This is a genomic window from Chitinophaga caseinilytica (genome assembly GCF_038396765.1).
Classification (GTDB): domain Bacteria; phylum Bacteroidota; class Bacteroidia; order Chitinophagales; family Chitinophagaceae; genus Chitinophaga; species Chitinophaga caseinilytica.
The window spans coordinates 2,310,332-2,328,833 of the sequence record NZ_CP150096.1 but is presented as its reverse complement, the minus strand read 5'-3'; the positions used below and the strand labels follow the sequence as shown (position 1 = coordinate 2,328,833).

Annotated in this window: 16 protein-coding genes and 1 tRNA gene; 9 read left to right on the top strand and 8 right to left on the bottom strand. The window is 50.6% G+C overall.

The window, feature by feature from the left end; all coding sequences use genetic code 11:
- Positions 1-162 precede the first annotated feature (162 nt).
- Positions 163-236 (bottom strand) — tRNA-Asp (locus WJU22_RS09800).
- A 139-nt stretch (positions 237-375) separates the two neighbouring features.
- Between WJU22_RS09800 and WJU22_RS09795 the strand changes: the two genes are divergently transcribed.
- From WJU22_RS09795 to WJU22_RS09780, 4 genes are all read left to right on the top strand, one after another.
- On the top strand, positions 376-888 hold the full coding sequence (locus WJU22_RS09795; RefSeq protein WP_341843057.1) for a hypothetical protein: 513 nt from the start codon (positions 376-378) through the stop codon (positions 886-888).
- Positions 889-907: 19 nt separating this feature from the next.
- A complete protein-coding gene (locus tag WJU22_RS09790; protein ID WP_341843056.1) occupies positions 908-1,423 on the top strand; it encodes a class I SAM-dependent methyltransferase in 516 nt (171 codons plus the stop codon).
- 140 nt (positions 1,424-1,563) lie between these two features.
- Positions 1,564-2,550, top strand: coding sequence for a hypothetical protein (locus tag WJU22_RS09785; RefSeq protein ID WP_341843055.1), 987 nt, complete (start codon positions 1,564-1,566; stop codon positions 2,548-2,550).
- Positions 2,516-4,849, top strand: a complete 2,334-nt coding sequence (locus WJU22_RS09780) for a hypothetical protein (RefSeq protein ID WP_341843054.1) — start codon at positions 2,516-2,518, stop codon at positions 4,847-4,849. Before WJU22_RS09785 ends, WJU22_RS09780 begins: the two co-directional genes overlap by 35 nt.
- Before the next feature lie 179 nt (positions 4,850-5,028).
- On the opposite strand, the gene WJU22_RS09775 is transcribed toward WJU22_RS09780, so the two are convergent.
- A complete protein-coding gene (locus WJU22_RS09775) occupies positions 5,029-6,279 on the bottom strand; it encodes a DUF2264 domain-containing protein (protein ID WP_341843053.1) in 1,251 nt (416 codons plus the stop codon).
- Positions 6,280-7,467 (bottom strand): glycoside hydrolase family 88 protein, encoded by a 1,188-nt coding sequence (locus WJU22_RS09770; RefSeq protein ID WP_341843052.1) that lies wholly within the window; start codon positions 7,465-7,467, stop codon positions 6,280-6,282.
- A 210-nt stretch (positions 7,468-7,677) separates the two neighbouring features.
- Between WJU22_RS09770 and WJU22_RS09765 the strand changes: the two genes are divergently transcribed.
- On the top strand, positions 7,678-8,064 hold the full coding sequence (locus WJU22_RS09765; protein ID WP_341843051.1) for a thermonuclease family protein: 387 nt from the start codon (positions 7,678-7,680) through the stop codon (positions 8,062-8,064).
- A 3-nt stretch (positions 8,065-8,067) separates the two neighbouring features.
- Positions 8,068-8,544, top strand: coding sequence for an acyl-CoA thioesterase (locus WJU22_RS09760; protein ID WP_341843050.1), 477 nt, complete (start codon positions 8,068-8,070; stop codon positions 8,542-8,544).
- A 3-nt stretch (positions 8,545-8,547) separates the two neighbouring features.
- On the opposite strand, the gene WJU22_RS09755 is transcribed toward WJU22_RS09760, so the two are convergent.
- Both WJU22_RS09755 and WJU22_RS09750 read right to left on the bottom strand, forming a co-directional pair.
- Complete coding sequence (locus WJU22_RS09755; protein ID WP_341843049.1) at positions 8,548-9,171, bottom strand: redoxin domain-containing protein; 624 nt, start codon at positions 9,169-9,171, stop codon at positions 8,548-8,550.
- A 151-nt stretch (positions 9,172-9,322) separates the two neighbouring features.
- Entirely contained in the window at positions 9,323-9,895 is a 573-nt protein-coding gene (locus WJU22_RS09750) for a YceI family protein (RefSeq protein WP_341843048.1), read from the bottom strand.
- Positions 9,896-10,037: 142 nt separating this feature from the next.
- Between WJU22_RS09750 and WJU22_RS09745 the strand changes: the two genes are divergently transcribed.
- Positions 10,038-10,409, top strand: a complete 372-nt coding sequence (locus WJU22_RS09745) for a winged helix-turn-helix transcriptional regulator (RefSeq protein WP_109693981.1) — start codon at positions 10,038-10,040, stop codon at positions 10,407-10,409.
- Here WJU22_RS09745 and WJU22_RS09740 read toward each other — a convergent pair.
- A complete protein-coding gene (locus WJU22_RS09740; protein WP_341843047.1) occupies positions 10,406-11,002 on the bottom strand; it encodes a hypothetical protein in 597 nt (198 codons plus the stop codon). The two genes, WJU22_RS09745 and WJU22_RS09740, sit on opposite strands and share 4 nt — an antisense overlap.
- Positions 11,003-11,584: 582 nt before the next feature.
- Here WJU22_RS09740 and WJU22_RS09735 point away from each other — a divergent pair.
- The gene (locus WJU22_RS09735; RefSeq protein ID WP_341843046.1) at positions 11,585-12,526 is read left to right on the top strand and encodes an AraC family transcriptional regulator; all 942 of its coding nucleotides are present in this window, start codon (positions 11,585-11,587) and stop codon (positions 12,524-12,526) included.
- Between the two features lie 193 nt (positions 12,527-12,719).
- A complete protein-coding gene (locus WJU22_RS09730; RefSeq protein ID WP_341843045.1) occupies positions 12,720-13,166 on the top strand; it encodes a MauE/DoxX family redox-associated membrane protein in 447 nt (148 codons plus the stop codon).
- A 536-nt stretch (positions 13,167-13,702) separates the two neighbouring features.
- On the opposite strand, the gene WJU22_RS09725 is transcribed toward WJU22_RS09730, so the two are convergent.
- Together WJU22_RS09725 and WJU22_RS09720 are read right to left on the bottom strand one after the other, a co-directional pair.
- Complete coding sequence (locus WJU22_RS09725; protein ID WP_341843044.1) at positions 13,703-15,091, bottom strand: RagB/SusD family nutrient uptake outer membrane protein; 1,389 nt, start codon at positions 15,089-15,091, stop codon at positions 13,703-13,705.
- A 3-nt stretch (positions 15,092-15,094) separates the two neighbouring features.
- Positions 15,095-18,247 (bottom strand): SusC/RagA family TonB-linked outer membrane protein, encoded by a 3,153-nt coding sequence (locus WJU22_RS09720; RefSeq protein ID WP_341843764.1) that lies wholly within the window; start codon positions 18,245-18,247, stop codon positions 15,095-15,097.
- Positions 18,248-18,502 lie beyond the last annotated feature (255 nt).

Sequence of the window (18,502 nt, the reverse complement as noted above, 5' to 3'; positions counted from 1 at the left end):
AAAATGATTCATAGAACAATCCGGCTTTGGAACAAATGCATGACACCAACAAAAAAGAATTTATATCAAAATATCCACGGTTATTCACCGGAGTGGTCATTGAAAGAAAGGGAAGTCGCTAAAAACAAAAAAGCCCATGCAGTTTGCATGAGCTTTTAGATGCGGACCGGACGGGACTCGAACCCGCGACCTCCGCCGTGACAGGGCGGCATTCTAACCGACTGAACTACCGATCCATTCCCTACAAAAAAACCCGAAGGCTGTTCCGTTTTGGGATTGCAAAGATAAGGACAAAATTCCCATAAACGCAAATCTTTTCACCGAATTTTTTTCGGCAGGAATTGGCTAATTTCATTCACGCTCAATCCGTGATATATGAAAAACCTCCTCCCCATAACCCTCCTCGCCATTTTCGCGTCCTGCAACCAGGCCGCAAAGCCCCCGGCACAAGACTCCTCCATCGTCAATGACGTCAAAAACCTCGTGCCCGTAGCCCCTCCGCCTTCCATCAACGTCACCACCGCCCAAATCCAGGCCCCCGACTCCGTGTTCGACGACGGGTCCATCCCCACCAGCTGGGAAACCGCCGGGTTCGACGACCCCGCAGATTTCAAACAATTCATCGCCCGGTTTAAATCCTGGGTTCGGGAAAACCAGGCAGACAGCATCGCCGCCGTCATCCGATTCCCCCTTCGCCTCTACCCCTCCGCCACCGACTTCACCTCCCAATATCAACAGGTTTTCGACCCTTCCCTCAAAACAGCCATCGACACCCTCCGGCTCGACCGCATCTTCCGCAACTCCCAGGGCGCCATGATCGCCGGCGGACGCATCTGGTTCGCGCCCCTCCCCGAAGGCTACCGCATCATCGCCATCAATCCGAAATAACCGTCCACCCATCCCCACCATGACCGCTGAAGAAGCCCTCCGCCTCATCCGGCTACCATTTCCCGCCACCGGCAAACCACAAACTTGGGCCGACCTCGGCGCCGGACAGGGCCTCTTTTCCCAGGCCCTCCTCCGCCAACTCCCCGCCAACAGCCAGGTTTACGCCGTAGACCGCGACACCACACCGCCAACATCTCCCGGCATCGTGCCGCATATCATGAATTTCGTGACCGAAGATTGGCCGTTCCCGCCACTCAACGGCATCCTCATGGCCAATTCACTGCATTTCGTACAAGACCAGCATGCGTTTCTCCGTCGCGCGGCAGAACATCTGCTGCCGGGAGGCATTTTTCTTTTTGTGGAATACGATACCGATACGCCCAATCCCTGGGTGCCCTATCCCCTCAGTTTTTCGTCCCTTCAGGCGCTACTGCTGGAGCTGGACATGCATCCGCTGCAGAAAATCCACACCATGCCGTCGAAATTCGGGCGGGCGCAGCTGTACTCGGCCTGGCACGAACACGCCCGCCAATAACCCCCAACGCCAAAACGCAACCGCCTCCCGCTGAACACGGTATTACAGAATATCCCTGATTCCACTGATTTTATTCTATGGCTGTTTTCCGATATTTGCAGCTGATGCCGATACACCGATATATATGGTTACCCCTCCTGATGGCTGCCCTCGCCTGCCACCAACCCCGCGAAACGCACCGCGCCTTCTATCACTGGAAACAGCGGTACGAACCCGCCCCCGGCGAATCGCAGGCGCTGCAAAAACTCGGCGTTACCCGGCTCTATGTGAAGTGCTTCGACATCGACCGGCAAGCGGATAACGCCGTGCCGGTTGCCATCACAGACCTTCGCGCCCCGTTTCCGGACAGCGCGCTCGTCATCCCCGTCCTGTTTATCATGAACGAAGTCTGGCAACGGCAAGACAGTAGCTGGACCACCGAAATCGCGCGGCGGACCGCGGAGCTTCTCGAACAGGTGTGCCGCAACATCCCCCAGGAACGCATCCCGGAAATCCAGCTCGATTGCGACTGGACCCGCAGCACCCGCGAGCCGTATTTCGCTTTCCTGCGCGCCATCCGCCGGGAACCTTTCTTCCAAAACCGCCTGCTGTCGGCCACCATCCGCCTCCACCAGGTGAAATACTCCGCCGGCAGCGGGGTTCCGCCGGTAGATAAAGGTTTGCTGATGTGCTACAACATGGGCGACCTCCGCAAACCCGGCGACCATAACTCCATCATCGATCTCAACACCTTACGCGCCTATACCGGCAAAGACCGCATCTCAACCTATCCGCTGCCGCTCGATTTCGCGCTGCCGCTCTTTGAATGGGACGTCCTTTTCCGGAAAGGGCAATACGCCGGCCTCACGCGCAACATGCCCCTGCAAAACGAACAGGTGTTCCGGCCCGCGGGCGAATTCAGTTACACCGTTGTGAAAGACACGGCCATCGGCGGCGTACGGCTGCATCCCGGCGATGTGGTCAGGCACGAAGACAGTCCGCCGGATGTATTGAAAAAGGCCGCCAGGCAGCTATCTGACCAGCGCCAGCCCGGCGAGCCCACCATCATATTCTATCATCTCGAACCTGGAATTCTCAAAAAATATGACCTCCATGAACTGGAAACGATTTACCGTCTATTCGGGTAGCGCCCTGGCGATGACGCTGGCTGGCGCGGCCTATGTATGGTCGTGCGGCGGAGAAGCCGACCCCTACGATTATTACACCTCGATGTTCAACCCCAACCTGGCGGAAAAGCCTGGCTTCGAGCCATTTTACTACACCGCGCTCACGGATTATTATGCCGCGGAAACGCCGGAACAAACACTGAACCTGCAGGAATGGGGAACGTTTTTCAACGGGAAAGTTTCGAAAGACGATCTGACGGAATTCATCTACACCTACTCCCGGCCGCAGATGAGCACACTGTACAATCACATTGAAAAAAATCAGCCGCTGCAACTGCCGGACAGCGTAGAGAAAAACGGGCTGACGAAATATTTCCTGGAATCGAAAGACCGCGAAACGCTCGGCTACCTCATGTACGCCAAGCAATGTGAAGCCAATTCCGGTTCCGACAACCCCTGGGAGGAGCCCAAACGCGACTCCGTCGCCATGCTGCGCCTGGCGAAGAACGGGATGCAATTGTACCGCGCCGCACAAAACCCGCAGATCCGCGAGCGATATGCTTTCCAGTCGGTGCGCATGGCCCACTTCGCGAAGAACTACAACCAGGCACTGCAATATTACGATTCCCTCGCAGCCCCGCTGAAAGGCGAATCGCTCATCCACTACCGCACCCTCGCCCTCAAAGCCGGCGCCCTCATGCGCACAGGCAAGAAAGCGCAGAGCGCGTACCTCTTCTCACAGATTTTCGACAAAGTGCCCAGCCAGCGCAGGCTTGCGTTCCTGAATATGAAATGGGCCGGCGTTTACGAAAACAGCGTGCTGCAACTTTGCAAAACCCCGTACGAAAGAGGTACCATCACCGCCATTTACGCCATGCGGCAAACGGATTATTATCCGCAGGGATTGGAACAAACCTACGCCCACGACCCGAAACACCCGCTGCTGGACGTGCTCCTCAGCCGGGAGATCGCGAAGCTGGAAGAAAATTACCTGACCGCCGCGCTCGGCAAGGAAAGCGGCATGTTCCAAAACTATTATGAATCTTCCGAATACGCCCCCGATAAAGTGGAAAACCTCCGCGAAGTGGTGAACCGCATCGCGAAAGAAGGCAAAGTGAAGGAAACGTCGCTGTACCACATTTCCAGCGCGTACCTGTCTTACATCATGCGCGATTTCAAATCCGCCCGCGCCAGCCTCGCCACCGCACAAACCCTGCCGGCGCGGCCTGCGGTGAAAGATCAGTTCGAAGTGGTGAAACTGTTGCTGACCATCGCGGAGCAACCCAGGCTGGACGCGCCCTTCGAGCAAGCCCTCCTCCCTTCTCTCCGCTGGCTCGATACCAAACTACCCAAACAGACCGATCGTGAATACTGGTACGACCCCGCACCCGAATCGCTCGACGGTGATTTCTATTCCCGGCTGTACCGCAACCTGATGGACTTCATCATCGCCCCGCGCTACGCCAAACAAGGCGATCCCGTTCGCCAGGCCCTCGCCCTTTCCGTCCGCGACCGCGTGAAGCAATATCAATACTACTGGACGTTCGTTTCCGCCAAAAGCTATATCACAGACAGCCTCAGCACCAACGCCATGATTTCGCTGTACAACGGCCGGAAAGCCAGGAACCAGTCGCCCTACGAAGCCTATCTCTACCAAAGCCTGAAACTGTCAGAAAACGAGCTCGGCGAAGCCATCGCCATCAGCTACGTGCGCAACCACCAGTTCGCCGACGCGGTGGAATGGTTCAAACGCAGCGGCAGCAGCCGGAAAACGGAACTGGCGCTCCGCCCGCAGTTGCAGGATTATGGCTATACGGATCCGGATTCGCTGGCAACGCCTGTAACGGAATTGCAGTTCGCGGAAAAAATGGTGTCGCTGGAAAAGGAGATGAAGAAATCGAAAGTCAACCCGGAAACGTATTTCGAATACGCCAACGGACTGTTCAGTTTCTCGTACTACGGCGCAGCATACCACCTTGCAGCGGATTACCGCCCCAGTACCGACTGGTGGCAGCCGGAGTACGATAAAACGCCCTGGCTGAAAGAATATTACGGTTGCTACCGCGCGGAAGAATACTATAAAAAAGCGGCAGACGCGTCCACCGATCCGGAATTCAAGGCGAAAGCCCTGTTCCTGGCCGCCCGCTGCGCCCAAAAGCACCTGCCTTATTCCGAGCAGCTGGAATGGCATATGCAGGCTATCCGTCAAAATCCGTATTTCCCTGCGCTGCAGGCAGATTACAAAAACACGCGCTTCTACCAGGATATTATCAAAGAATGCGGCTACCTCCGCGATTTCGCGAAGGCCCAAAAGCCATGATCATCCTGATAATCAACGCATAAAAAAGGGGCTGGTATGAAAATACCAGCCCTAGTTTTTTTTCATCATTACTACTAAATAAACAATGCAGAACGGCGGCACGATGAGGCGCTCGCCATTCTACATCCAATATAACACATTTCAGCCATTAAAAGTTTCGATTAGGCGTAACCGTGACGTTAAAAATTTATGGCATGATCGATCCCGAATGCTTCGCCTTTCCAGGCCTTGCGCATCGTCCAGTCAGCGAAAGGCGCCGCCCAGAACGGATGGCTCGCCGGCAACCCTAAAGGCAGCAGCGCCACCGCGGCCAGGTACATGCTTCCCGAGTTGGAATAATAATCCGCCACGCCCGGCTGATGCCCGATCACACCCAGCGTGAGCCAGCCTTTCCGGTCGAAGGTACCCGGATGGTTGAACTGGCGCTTCATCACCGCCGTCATACCGCAGCGTACCTGCGCAGGCGTTAGCTCCTCCGGCAGTTCGCCCGTGAGTGCGAGTTGCGCCAGCGGCTGAAAAACCGCCGCCCGGTAAGTGGCAGACCGGCCCACGATCGGGTATGTGCCCTCCGGGGAAATCTGGCGCTCCAGGATCACGGCGTACCGCTGCATCCGGCGAAGCGCCAGGTCGTACGCCTTGCGGTAAGCCGCGTCTTTACCGGCCATCACTTTCAGAATATCCACATACATCGGCTGGATCACGAACGCATTGTAATAATCGAAGTGGAAAGACGGGCCGTCGCCGTATTGGCTGTCACCCTTGTACCACGACGCCGTTTTGTCGAGCGCCTCATCGATCCGGTCTTTCCGGTATTCTTCCCCGATGTGGCACAAAAACGCCTCCACGATACCCGCGAACAAAGTCCAGTTATTTTTGAACCCTCCCAGGCGGCGGAATTGCTGTAATTCCTTCACGAATCTTGCCTTGGTGATGGCAGAAAGCGGCTCCCACAGGGCTTTTGGTGCGCGCAGAAAACCATGGACGAGGAACGCGGCATCTACGAGCGGTTGCCCGCCTACAGACCAGTTCATGTAATCCGGGCTGGAGGGGTCTACGCAGTGGTCGAGGCTTTGGAGCATTTGCGCGCGCAGGGTGCTGCGCAGCTTGCCTTCGGCGGATGCATCGTCCGGAAGGGCGAGCCATGGCGCGATACCTGCCGTCAGCCGGCCGAACGCCTCCAGCCAGGCGGATGTTTTTTCACGGTTGCCCCATTGCGGTGCGTATTCCATCTCCCAGTTTTTGCGGAGCGTTCCTGCGCTGAGGTTCCCCAGCACCGGCATCGCCATCTTCCGCAGCAGTTCCACCCAAAAAGCACGATCGCCGGCGGGAGCCGGTAATATTTCGGGCGAAATGCCCATGGCCGCAGCGCCCGGCACGGCGGCCGCTGCGCCGAAAAGCGATGTCCACTTCAAAAAATTCCTTCTCTCCATTTACAAATACCATTTTTTATAGCGCAGCAGGCCTTCCACAAAATAATAATCCGCGTACGTCAGCGGCACGTCCACTTCCCCGTTGGCGAGGAAATGCCCTACGCTGTTCTTCAAAATAAATCCGCCGTTTTCGCCCAGCTTCGCGCGGTAGGCCGGCGACGCGAGCGACCGCAGCATCGTGGCCGCGGCGGTCACATATTCCTGTTGTTCTTTTTTGTCGACATACTGGCCCAGTTCCAGCAGCGCAGATGCGGCGATGGCGGCGGCGGAAGCATCGCGGGAAGTGGGGATTTGCGGCGCGTTGTAATCCCAGTACGGGATTTTATCGGCCGGCAGGTTGGGATGATGCAGGATGAACTTCGCCACATGGCGCGCCTGCTCGAGATACTTTTGGTCCCGGGTAAAGCGGTACATGATCGTCCAGCCATACAATCCCCAGGCCTGGCCGCGGCTCCAGGCAGACGTGTCGTGCGCGCCCTGGCCATTCACTTTCTGGATCACGGTGCCTTTTTCCAGGTCGTAATCCACGATGTGGAACGTGCTGTGGTCTGGGCGGTAGTGGTTCTGCAATGTGGTGTTGGCGTGGGTGACGGCGATGTCGGCAAAACGTTTGTCGCCGCCCTGTTGCGATACCCAGAGCAATTGTTCGAGGTTCATCATATTGTCGATGATTACCGGACAGTTGAGGCGTTTGTTTTTGTTCCACGACTGGATAGACCGGATGGAAGGGCGATATCGGGTGATTTGATAAACCGCCGCCGTGTCTACCACGTCTTTATATTTTTTATCGCCGGTGATGCGATAGGCGTTGCCGAAGGAGCAAAAAATCATGAAGCCGATGTCGTGATTGCCGGTGTAACGTTTTTCCCTTTCGAGGATGGCGAGGCGGCGTTCCGCTTCGGCTTTCACTTTCGCGTCTTTGGAATATTCGTACAGGTACCAGAGCGTGCCGGGATAAAAACCGCTGCACCACCATTCGGTGTCGGAGGTGACGGAGCGGCCGTGCTGAAAGGTGCGCGGCATGCGGTCTGCCGGCGTACTGTCTTGCAGCACCTGGTACTGCTGTACGGCGAAATCGAGATTGTCGGCGATGAGCCGGCGCATGTCGTTTTTCGACTGGGCGGCAACGGCGGCCGGCATAACGAGGAATGCCAGTGCGGAGGCCCATTTTCCGAAGGTGGAAATCATGGATAACAATTTAAACTGTAAACGCGTAAATGGATCTAAGAACGTGCAAACGTTTGCATAAAAATAGCAAGCCATCCGGATTATCCAAGGATTTTTTTACATATTGCATCCATGCGATTTGTTTTATTATTCTTTTTAATATTTACTGGCTGCGCAACCAGCGCACAAACGGGGAAAGTAATTTCGGTAAAGGATGGCGATACGATTGAAATGCTGATAAACGGCAAAGCGGTGCGCATCCGGCTTTTTGGGGTAGACGCGCCGGAGAAGGGGCAGCCTTTCGGGGAGAAATCGCGGCAATACACGGCCGACCTTTGTTTCGGGAAAACCGTACGCATGGAGAAGAAAGACAAAGACCAGTACGGGAGGATCGTGGCGGAAATTTACCTGCCAGACGGTACTTCCCTGAACCATCGCCTCGTGGCGGCGGGGTTTGCCTGGCATTATACCCAGTTCAGCAAAAACCCCGACATGGCGCGCGCCCAGCAAAAAGCGCGGGCCGAACGGAAAGGGCTCTGGGCAGAACCACAGCCCATGGCCCCCTGGAACTGGCGGAAGCAACACCGCCGCACATCACAGTTTCACGCTCAATTATAATATATGGAAACATCATCCCCCCACACCGTAACCCTCCGCTTCCTCGCCGAGCCCTCCGATGTTAACTTCGGTGGCAAAGTGCACGGAGGCTCCGTGATGAAATGGATCGACCAGGCCGGGTTCACCTGCGCGGCCAACTGGAGCGGACAATACTGCGTGACCGTCTACGTGGGCGGCATCCGCTTCTACAAGCCCATCGCCATCGGCGACCTCGTAGAGATCGATGCCTCCATCATCTACACCGGCAACACCAGCATGCATATTTCCATTCATGTGTATGCCGGCAGCCCGCGTCAAAAGGAGAAAGTGAAAACGACCCACTGTATCATGGTGTTCGCCGCGATCGACGAAAAGGGCCAGACCGTGCAGGTCCCGAAATGGACGCCGCGCACAGAGCCCGAGAAAAGTATGGAGGAATACGCCCACCGGTTGATGGACCTCCGCAAGAACATTGAAGATGAAATGAAACCCTACCTCTAGGCCTTACGCGATGGCCCGGCTGAGCGCCTGGGCCTGGCCGGCGGTATAAACGGCCGTGAGCAACTCGCGGCGGGGAATGCGCTGGTCGAACAAGGGGTCGGTAAACGCCCAGGCGATGCGCTGGCTCTGGCCGAGCACGTAAGTTGCCGGCAAGGGCGCATTTTCCTCGAAACCGGACAGGCGCGCCCACAGCGGGTCCGTTTCCGCATAAATCCCCGCGCTCTTCGCGATGGCGTAATCTTTGTCATATGCCAGCGGGAACTTCGCGCCAAGGGCTTTCAGCTCTTCCACCGGATCGCCGGAAACTACCAGCAACTGCCCTCCCATCACCTGGATATCCGCATACAAATCTTCCAACTGCCGTACAAAATCAGGGGCATACCCGTTCCAGTGGCGGGAATAAAAAGCCAGCACGAGCGGCTGGTTCAGCAGTTCGCTACCCGGAACGTAAGCGCCTTCCGCGCCCAGGAACGAAAATGGTACGATAAAATCTTCCCGCTGCAAATGGGAAAGCGGTACAACCGAACCTTCGGAAGCGGGCTGAATGGGGGTACGGTCTTTGGGACGGGTCGAAATGATTTCGTAACGGAAGGGGAGCAAATCTGCATAGCGGTTGGTGGTGTACATAATCGTAGGTTGGTTTTTGATGCTGATTTTCTGATGACGATACAAAGATAGGGAGAAAACCTATTAGTCCACTACATTTGTAGACTTTTATTTTAGAAAAAAGAAAAACCCGCCGTAGTGGCGGGTTTCGAATATCCGAAAGGGGAAATTCCTATTGTTTTACGAATTCGCCGTCGGCATAGATGGCGATATCGTCGCTCAGCATTTGCGCGGGGAATTTGGCGCCGATGCCGAAATCGCTGCGTTTGATGCTGCCGGTTACGCGGAAACCTGCGGTGGGCTTCTTGCTCATCGGGTTTTCGATGGTGCCGCGGTACCAGAGCTCGAGGGTCACGGGTTTGGTCACGCCATGGAGGGTGAGGTCGCCGGTGATGGTATATTTATTATTACCCGCGCTTTTCAGGGAAGTGCTCTTGAAAGTGAGGGTGGCGTTGGTAGCTGCGTCGAAGAAATCGGGGGATTTCAGGTGGTTGTCGCGCTGTTCGATGCCGGTATTGATGGAACCCGTTTCTGCGGTGAGGGTGAATTGGCCATCGCTGAAATCCGCTTTGGATGCGGTAACGGCTGCTTCGAATTTGGTGAAGGAACCGGATACGGTGGACAGGCCCAGGTGCTGCACATCGAATTTCAGTTGGGAGTGCGCTGCGTCGGATTTCCAGGAGGATTGTGCGAAGGCGCCAACAGATACGGTGACTGCCAGCAGGAGGCTCATTACTTTTTTCATATTGTGTGCTGTTTGGTTATTAACAGGATTGCAAACTTATGTACATTTGCTTTCAACTTGTTAGTAGTTACCTAAAGGTAAGTAGTTACTTTGAGGTAAGTTTGACAATGTTACCCGATTAGATATAAAGAACAACCCGGTTATGTTAAAGTTACAAACAATTTCGGCAGAATGGGAAACCTGTACGGCTTTATCGGCGGTACAGGACGCCTTGTACGTGTTGCACGGAAAATGGAAGCTGCCGATCATTGTGGCCCTCAGTTCGGGCAACAAGCGTTTCAACGAGCTGCAGAAAACCGTGCCCGGCATCGCGGCGAAAGTGCTCTCCCACGAATTGAAAGAGCTGGAACTGAACGGGTTCGTGACCCGCCGGGTACACGATACCACGCCCGTGCTGGTAGAATACTGCATCACTGATTATAGCAATACCCTCGGCGAAGTGGTGGACGCCCTCCGTAAATGGGGCACCCAGCACAAGGAAAACATCCGCCGGCAGTTGAAGAAAGCCGATTAGTCGAGCCGCTGGCGGAGGTAATTCCCCAGCTCCTTCCCTGCTTTGGCATAGGCGGCGCCGATCCGGGGGCCGCCGGTACCGTTATCTTCCTTATTGCTTTCGCCCGTGGCTTCGTCGATCTGGATTTTCACGAGGGGTTTGGTCGGATTTTGGGTATCGATGACGGTGATGGTGCCTTTCAGTTTGGCGGATTTCCGGATGAGGCCGCTTTGGCCCGGCTCGATGTAGGTGGAGCTGAGCACCAGTTGGTAGCGGGTGCCGGGGTGGTCGCCGATCTCTTTCTCCGAAAATTTCCGGATGGCTTCCAGGAACTGGGGCTCGTAATATTTCGACCGGTCGCCGATCCACATTTCTTCCCAGGCGTACCCGCTGCCGGGGGCCCTTTTTTCGGCGTCGGCCTTTTTCTTCCGGATATAATTCGATTCTCTCCCTAAATCCCCCACCATCAGTTTATCGTATTTATATATGATCTGAAAAGTATCGATGCCTTTCAGCGCATCGATCTTGCCGGAGGAAATGTCGATTTTCTGGGCGGAAGCCAGGGCGCACAGCGCCAGGAACGGGAACAGGAAAAGTAAAGTACGGGATCTCATGGTTTTCGGTTATGCCGATAAATATAAATCTTTTCGATCAGCTGCCGCATGAAAAAAGGGCACCCCCGAAGGATGCCCCATATAGCTGCTTTTTTGCGAATGTACCGGTTGATTTTCGTTTACGTGAACGGGTGTTTCGCCCGTCCGAACAATATAGTGTAGCATCTTACGGCTTTGGGCCTCTGAAGGGTTTTCACTATAGATCGGATAGCTGCGCACAAGATACTCACCACCGGAAGCAACGCGAACGGCTTCCGCAGAAATCTGAACAGCGGATGACATTGCGCCGCCGGCCGGAAGCGGTCCATCCACCGGAAATGAACAAATCCACCTTTACAGCCTTCATCGGGCCAACTTTTTGAACACACCGCGGCGGAAAACAGGAGAACCCGGGCAGAAGGGCCCCGCTTCGGCTGACGAACCAATGACATACTAATTTGGGTCAGGGCACAACATTTCCCACTGCGGTATTGTTTCAGTAGAAGTTTCATCCATCGCTCCAAAAAAACGATCAAGCTATCTGTCGCGCACAACCATATCACGACACCTATTTCATTACCATAAAGTAGAATTTCCATGCCAATGAAAACAACCGCAGGCATCCTGCACGGGGCCAACTATGATTTTACCATGCAGATTCCGCCGAACTACCGGGAATGCCTCATCGAAGAAGCCATCGCCAATCACAACAGCAACGCAGGCGGCGAGATCCTCACCCAGTATTTTTCAGACCAGTACCTGCATACGTGGGTATACGAAACGGAGCAGTCGGAAACCCAAATGCTGTCGGTCCTCCTTGCCACTACCGCCACCGTGGCCATGTACAACCTCAACGGCACTGCCTGGCTGCATACCCGTGGCCGCGGCGCGCTGGAACTGGAGCCCAACAGCTTCCAGATCTTCAACCTGCAGCCCGGCACGCACCAGCTGGAGTTGCCGGAAGGCGCACATCGTTTTCTTTTCCTGTTCTTTTCGCCGGCCATGCAGTCGCTCGTGCAAGAAGAATCCATCGTGCTGCCGCATGAAGGACCGGACCGCGTGCTCCTCGGGCCTTCAGACCTGGAGCAGCTCCAGGGCCTTTACCAGCGCGGGATGGAAGGCAATATCTGGCGATTGAAGCGCCAGGTGTTGCTGCTCGACCTGCTGTTCCGTTCGCTCGGCAAGGCGGGTGTAAGTTTCCGGGCGGAAGATCTGGCGGTGTACCATCGCGATTACCAAACGCTTAACAATGTGAAGCGCTACATCGCCGAGAACATCGATAAGAAGTTGTCGATACAGCACCTGGCAAAGCGTTTCGAGATTCAGCCCACGCAGTTGCGGCGGGGATATTACAAAGTGTTCCACCAGCATTTGTGCGATTACATCCGTGACCTGCGATTAGACAAGGCACGCAAATTGCTGACGCAGACGGGGCTTCCCGTGCAGGAGATCGCGTGGGAAGTGGGATATGAGTCTGCAGCGGGGTTTTCGCGGGTGTTCGCGCATTATTATCAGCAGCCGCCGATGAATATTCGAAGGGAATAAAATTGTACGAATGAAAAAAATGCAAAGAAATCCGTCAATTTGGTAGTTGGAAAATAAAATTAGAAGAGTAGATTTACATTAGAAGCATGAACGACATGAGAATGCACAACTGACCAACACGATTCATGCTACGCTAAATAATGTCTACACAAGAGGGAACTAGCATCTGATAACCGTCGTTAATTACGTATCTATGAAGCACAAGAGGCTGCTTGAGGGTATTATATTTTTCCTGTTTTTATTCTGGATATATGCCGCCGTGGTGAAGTTGGCGGACATTAGTTTATGGAAGTTCCGGTTACTGGAGCAGCCGTTCAGCGATGCGTTCGCGGAACCGTTGGCCTGGGGGTTGCCCTTGCTTGAATTTGTTATTGCCGCGTTAATGATTTCAGGGAGAACGGTGAAGTGGGGATTATATGCGGGAGCCGGGTTGCTGGCTGTTTTCAGCGGGTATATCGGAATGATTTTGTTGAATGTGTTTTCGCATGTACCTTGCAGTTGCGCTGGTATCGTGAAGCATTTCGGCTGGGCGGACCATCTCATTTTCAATATTGCAATCTTGACAGTTACTATATATGCCATCTTTCAGGTTAACAAGCCGCAAAGTGATATAACTCCTTCGGAGGTACAGCTATCCTGAAGCTACACACGCATTTTCTCCTTTCTGTTTTCGCCAACTTTCCCCTTCCCTTTAACATTTTTATTGCAGCGTCTGAAGTAGATAGACTATGACAATGGTCTGCGCTTGTAGTATCGCTTTTTTGTTACTTATTGATTCTTGTCTCTTGTTTTAACCGCGTAATGTTTATTGTCTCTTTTCTTAATCACGTATTGTATTGTCTTTTATTACTAGCATCTAAAATTTAAAAAATCGTATTGATCTCACAAAACCGTTTTATTATGAAAAAGCTCAAAATTGGCTTAATTGCAATCGCGTTATTAATTGGTGGTGTTCAGGCTTATGGGGGGTTGAGGTTTACAACTTATTATTGCATACCGAGCGTAGTACCGAGCCAAAATCACTTTACAGTAGCATCTTCTTCGCCAGCATTTTCTTGCTCTGGAGGCGCTTTGTTTACATACGTTTGCACTTTCTCAGCTAGTGGCTCTTATTCTCCTGGCACACAGATACCGTCTAATCTCTGTGTAGTCCTTTCAACTTATGATGACTGAAAACTATCGTATGTTTTGTTCAATTCCTGCAAGATTGATTTCATTTTGTGGAATTGGATAAACATATTTACTGTCATTTGGCTTCAATTCAATTAACACTCCTTTATTATATCGAAATATTGATGTGGCAAGGCTAGGATCAAGATTCAATCTCCTAAGATCTTGCCACCTTATTAAGCCGGTGAAAGGCAGCTCTTTTCTTCTTTCCAACAACACTTTCCTCAAAACAACATCTTGGTTATCCGACCAAAAGTCAACATACGTTCCCCTCTGATATCTTTTTCTCAGCAAGTCGTTTATATCTTTGATTGCATCTGGCAAATTTCCCATACGTGCATTACATTCCGCTCGAATTATATATGCCTCATTAGTTGCTAACCCACAGAAATTACTCGCTACACCAGTATAACTTCCCTTAAATTTTATTGTAATTGAATCAAATTCACGATAAAAGACTTTGCGTCTAAGATCTGTCAACTCATACTGCCTATAAAGAAGAGTATCAACTAAACTTACCGCAGTATTCTCACTTGGATAGATCGTTTGATATAAATTCCCTTGCGCATAGAAAATGATTTCATCGTTTCCCCCTTTAAAATCAGGAAATCTATAGGGCAAACTTTCTCTTGGAACTATATTAAAATCTATCAAGGAATTGCCAAGCAACAAACAAGAATCTGTATATTTTTTAGCGTTTTCAAAGTTAGACATGTTTAGATAAATTCTAGCCAATAGCAAATACGCGGCCTTTTTAGTTGGCTGGGTTTTCACATTATTAGCAGAAGTTAGCAAATCCGCAGACAACCGCGCATCTTCCAGAATGAGTTTATAAGTTTCAGCTAAGGAGGAACGTTTCACAATTTCATTTATATCAGGACTCTTCCTCAGACAGAGACCTTTATCTTCACTTGCAGTCTGGTCATAAAATGGCTTACAAAATAAACTAGCCAATTCTAAATAATAAATTGCTCTGAAGAAATGCGCCTGTCCTTTAATCGAATTAAATTCATGATAATTTGAAGACGACCTTCCGATTTTTTCAATTCCATCCAATACCACATTCGCATAATTTATGGCCAGATAAGAAGTGCTGTACTCAACAGAGTTTCTTCCTTCAAAGATATCCTTGTTCCATACATACGAATTTCGTTCGATTACGGGGAGACTCTGAATATTTTTATCTAATACTATTAGGTTGTCACATCCAATAAGTCCGATAGTGGGTAGGGCCGCGTTTAATATTGACGTATTGTTTAAAAGGGCCTGATAATCCTTTAATGTACTAAATACAACATCCTGCTTTGTTCTTGGTACATTTAACCAATCATTAGCCTTCTTACATGCAAGCTGAAGTATAACAATAAACAATATGCCAAACCATGTAAATCTCATAGCTTATAGTTTCATAATTAAACCAATAGATGCAGAAAACGGGCTAGGTATATGATTAAAATTCGTAAATGTGCTTAAATGCGCAACATCCGGATCCAACCCATATTTGTTTGCCCGCCACAATATTCCCAGATTGTTTAAATAGGCAAAAAATTCAAAATTCTTAATAAAACCATTTTCTTTCATTGGGGAAAGATAAGAAACGCGTATATCCTGTAGTCGTATATGATCTCCCCGCTCCACCAATACCGCTGATCTCTGATAGAATTGTGAACGCGAAATGTTAGCAGGATAAACAATGCTTGGCACATTAGTACGTAATTCATCTCCAGGAACCTGCCATCTCTTGCCATAGTCCTCATTGGGAAGCTTACCAATTATGTCAGCATAGTTGATTTCGGTTGTAGGCCGACGAAAGAAATACTTAAACTTATAGTTTAAGCTGAAGGAAAATGTAAAATTATGGAAGGTAAAGTCGTTCCTCCAAATACCGAACAATTGTGGTGCCGCGGAACCATGATAATTCAAGCTATCTGGATTAATGTTGTTCAATATCCTAGTATAATCCTTACTTACCTCACCATTTAAGTACCCTTGAGGATCGCCCGTCTTAGGATCTAAGCCCGCCCACCTATAGCTAAATATTCCTTTCAATGAATGCTCCTTCACCAAAATTGTTTCGAAGCCAGGATCATTCAAAAACATGGTTTGTCTAACCGGTGCCTTATCATACTTCACCAATTCATCTTTCATGTAAGTGATGTACAACTTCGTAAACCAATCCAATCTCCTTATCTTTAAATTTCCATTCAAAGTCACTTCCAATCCTTTCACTTTCATTGCGGCAGAATTAACCAATGCAGATGTATATCCCGTTTGAGGAGCCAGATTAATTTGTTCAACCAGATCAGAAGATTTCTTTGAATACACATCTAATGAACCCGAAATGCGATGCTTCAATATTGCAAAGTCTACTCCAAGGTTGCGTATTTTCACCTTCTCCCAACTCAAGTCTTCGTTGGCTGGATTCGCAATAATACTATTAGGTAACCCTGTTAGCTGATCCGTACCCCGGTTTGCTGTTACATATGCACTTCCATTGTAGATATTTCCATTCTCACCTACAGAAGCTCGCAATCTTAACTGGTTTATCAACTTAGACCTAAAAAACGCCTCTTTATCAATATGCCAACCACCACCAGACGACCAAAAAGGTTGAATCCGATTATTTGTCCGCGCACCGAACAAATTAGTTCCATCTTTCCTTCCTAGGATTGTGAAATCGTATTTCCTTAACAAATTATAATTAACTATCGCATAATAAGATAAATACCTGTTTAATAACCCTTCATTTTCCCCACTGAGACTAATTTTATCGTTGATTGTTGCCGTTCCTGTGGGCGTTAGTGGAAGACTAATATTTGGATTCAGGTTAGTTACTGGGATCCCTTTAATGTTTTCGTAGCCGACATTCACCCTATCGAATCCTGAAGCAGACAATTCCCTAATTTCGCCCCCAACTGTTGCATTAATAATATGTGAATTCAATTGTCTTTGAAAACCTACGCTTCCTCTCAGACTATTTGCCTGCCAATCATAGTCGCTAATCGCCATAATACCCCCTTCAGGCAGCCCTTGGGTTATCGTTCTTGTGTTTGAGTTGTAAACGGAGAATGTATTAACCAGATTTCTGGAGTAAGCTGAATTTCCATCCGAATATTTTTGGGAGAAAACCATCTGCCGTTCATTCTGATAACTTAGGTCAATATTAAAACACTTGAGGAAGCTATACTTAACAGAAGCTCGCAGCAACAAATTCTGTAGTGAGAAATTGTTATGAGTATTATATATCTCCTCGGCCGGCCTGAAGCTCCAATCCAGGAATCCTAAAGATTGCATACTGTCGGCAAAACTCTTCCTTATATCTCTCGCATAACTTGCAGCTGCTCCTGTTTCATCATATAGTGATGCATATGGGTATAGGAATCTGTACTTTCCTCCCATCATGTAAATGTTATTTGCCTTAATTTCATTCCCCATTTCAATTTTCTGCTGGCTGTAATTAAGCATTGCAGTAACCTCCAAGTTTTTAATCGGCTTGAATTGGTTAGAAGAAACTATCGTTGTTCGCTCGTTTCGGTTTCTTACCATATTCGCCTGGTTTCTATCGTGCCCGAGTGAAACATAATAGGCGAAGTCCTTAGTCCCCCCTCTTACGCTAATTGAGTACTGTTGATTTAAGGCATTCCGGTAAGAATATTTAGCAATATCAGCTCGCAAGTCATTCTTCCTCAGTCTATCTAACAAACGCTCTTCTTCGGCCTGGGTTAACTCCCCCTTAGCGCGACGATCAAAAATCTCCACAGCTGGTGATATAGGATAAAAGTTAGTTTGATCTGCAAAGTCGGACGCAAAATACCCTTGCTGATATAAGTATCTTTCAACTTCAATATAATCAGTGGCATTCAGATTGGAACGATCGTAACGCCAATTCGGCTTTTTTACAAATGTCAGGCTCGTTGAGAAGTCGACCTTCATTTTCTCTTTGTATTGGCCTTTCTTCGTCGTCAATACAATTACGCCATTACCACTTCGCGCCCCCCAAACTCCTGCTGCAGTTGCGTCTTTCAAAATTGTTATACTGGCGATATCATTAGCATTGATATTCTTTATATTCCCTTCATATGGAAAATTATCCAAAACGAACAGCGGATTTGGATTTACACGATTTGAGTTGATAGTACTGAGTCCGCGAATATACATTCCCATGTCTGCGGCCAGAGGTAATTTTGGTACGAATTGCGATAAAGCTGCCGTCCTAAACATTAGAATACCACTAGCTCCACCCTCCAACCGATCAAGAATACTCAACCCTGTAGACCGGTTAATAAAAACGCTGTCAATCACCGCTACAGCCCCCGGCGTCTCCTTCTTCTTCAGCACCTGGTACCCCGTGTTCGCCGTTATCTCCACAGGCTCGATCTGTGAAACGGCCGGTTCCAGGATGAACGTCACTTTCCGCTCCCCGTCTAACCGGTACTGCCGGCTCAGGAACCCGATGGAATTGATCACCAAGGTGGATTTCGGCAACACCTTCTCGATCCGGAACCGCCCTTCCCCGTTGGTTACCCCGCCCTTCGGTTCCCCCTTCACCATGATCGTGACGCCCGGCAACACAACCCCGTCTTTGTCCATCACCAATCCCGTGACCGTGATCGTTTCCTCCTTCAGGCGCACCGGCGTGGAGCTGGGGAATAACACAATATCGAGCCCGGTGATCATCCAATCGATCGGCAGATCCCCCAATACCTTCTCCATCACCTCTCGGATAGGCGTATTGCGGAAATGGACCGTCAACTTCCGGTCGAAATCGATGATCTCGTGATTGCGGTTGACGTACACATTGGTCTG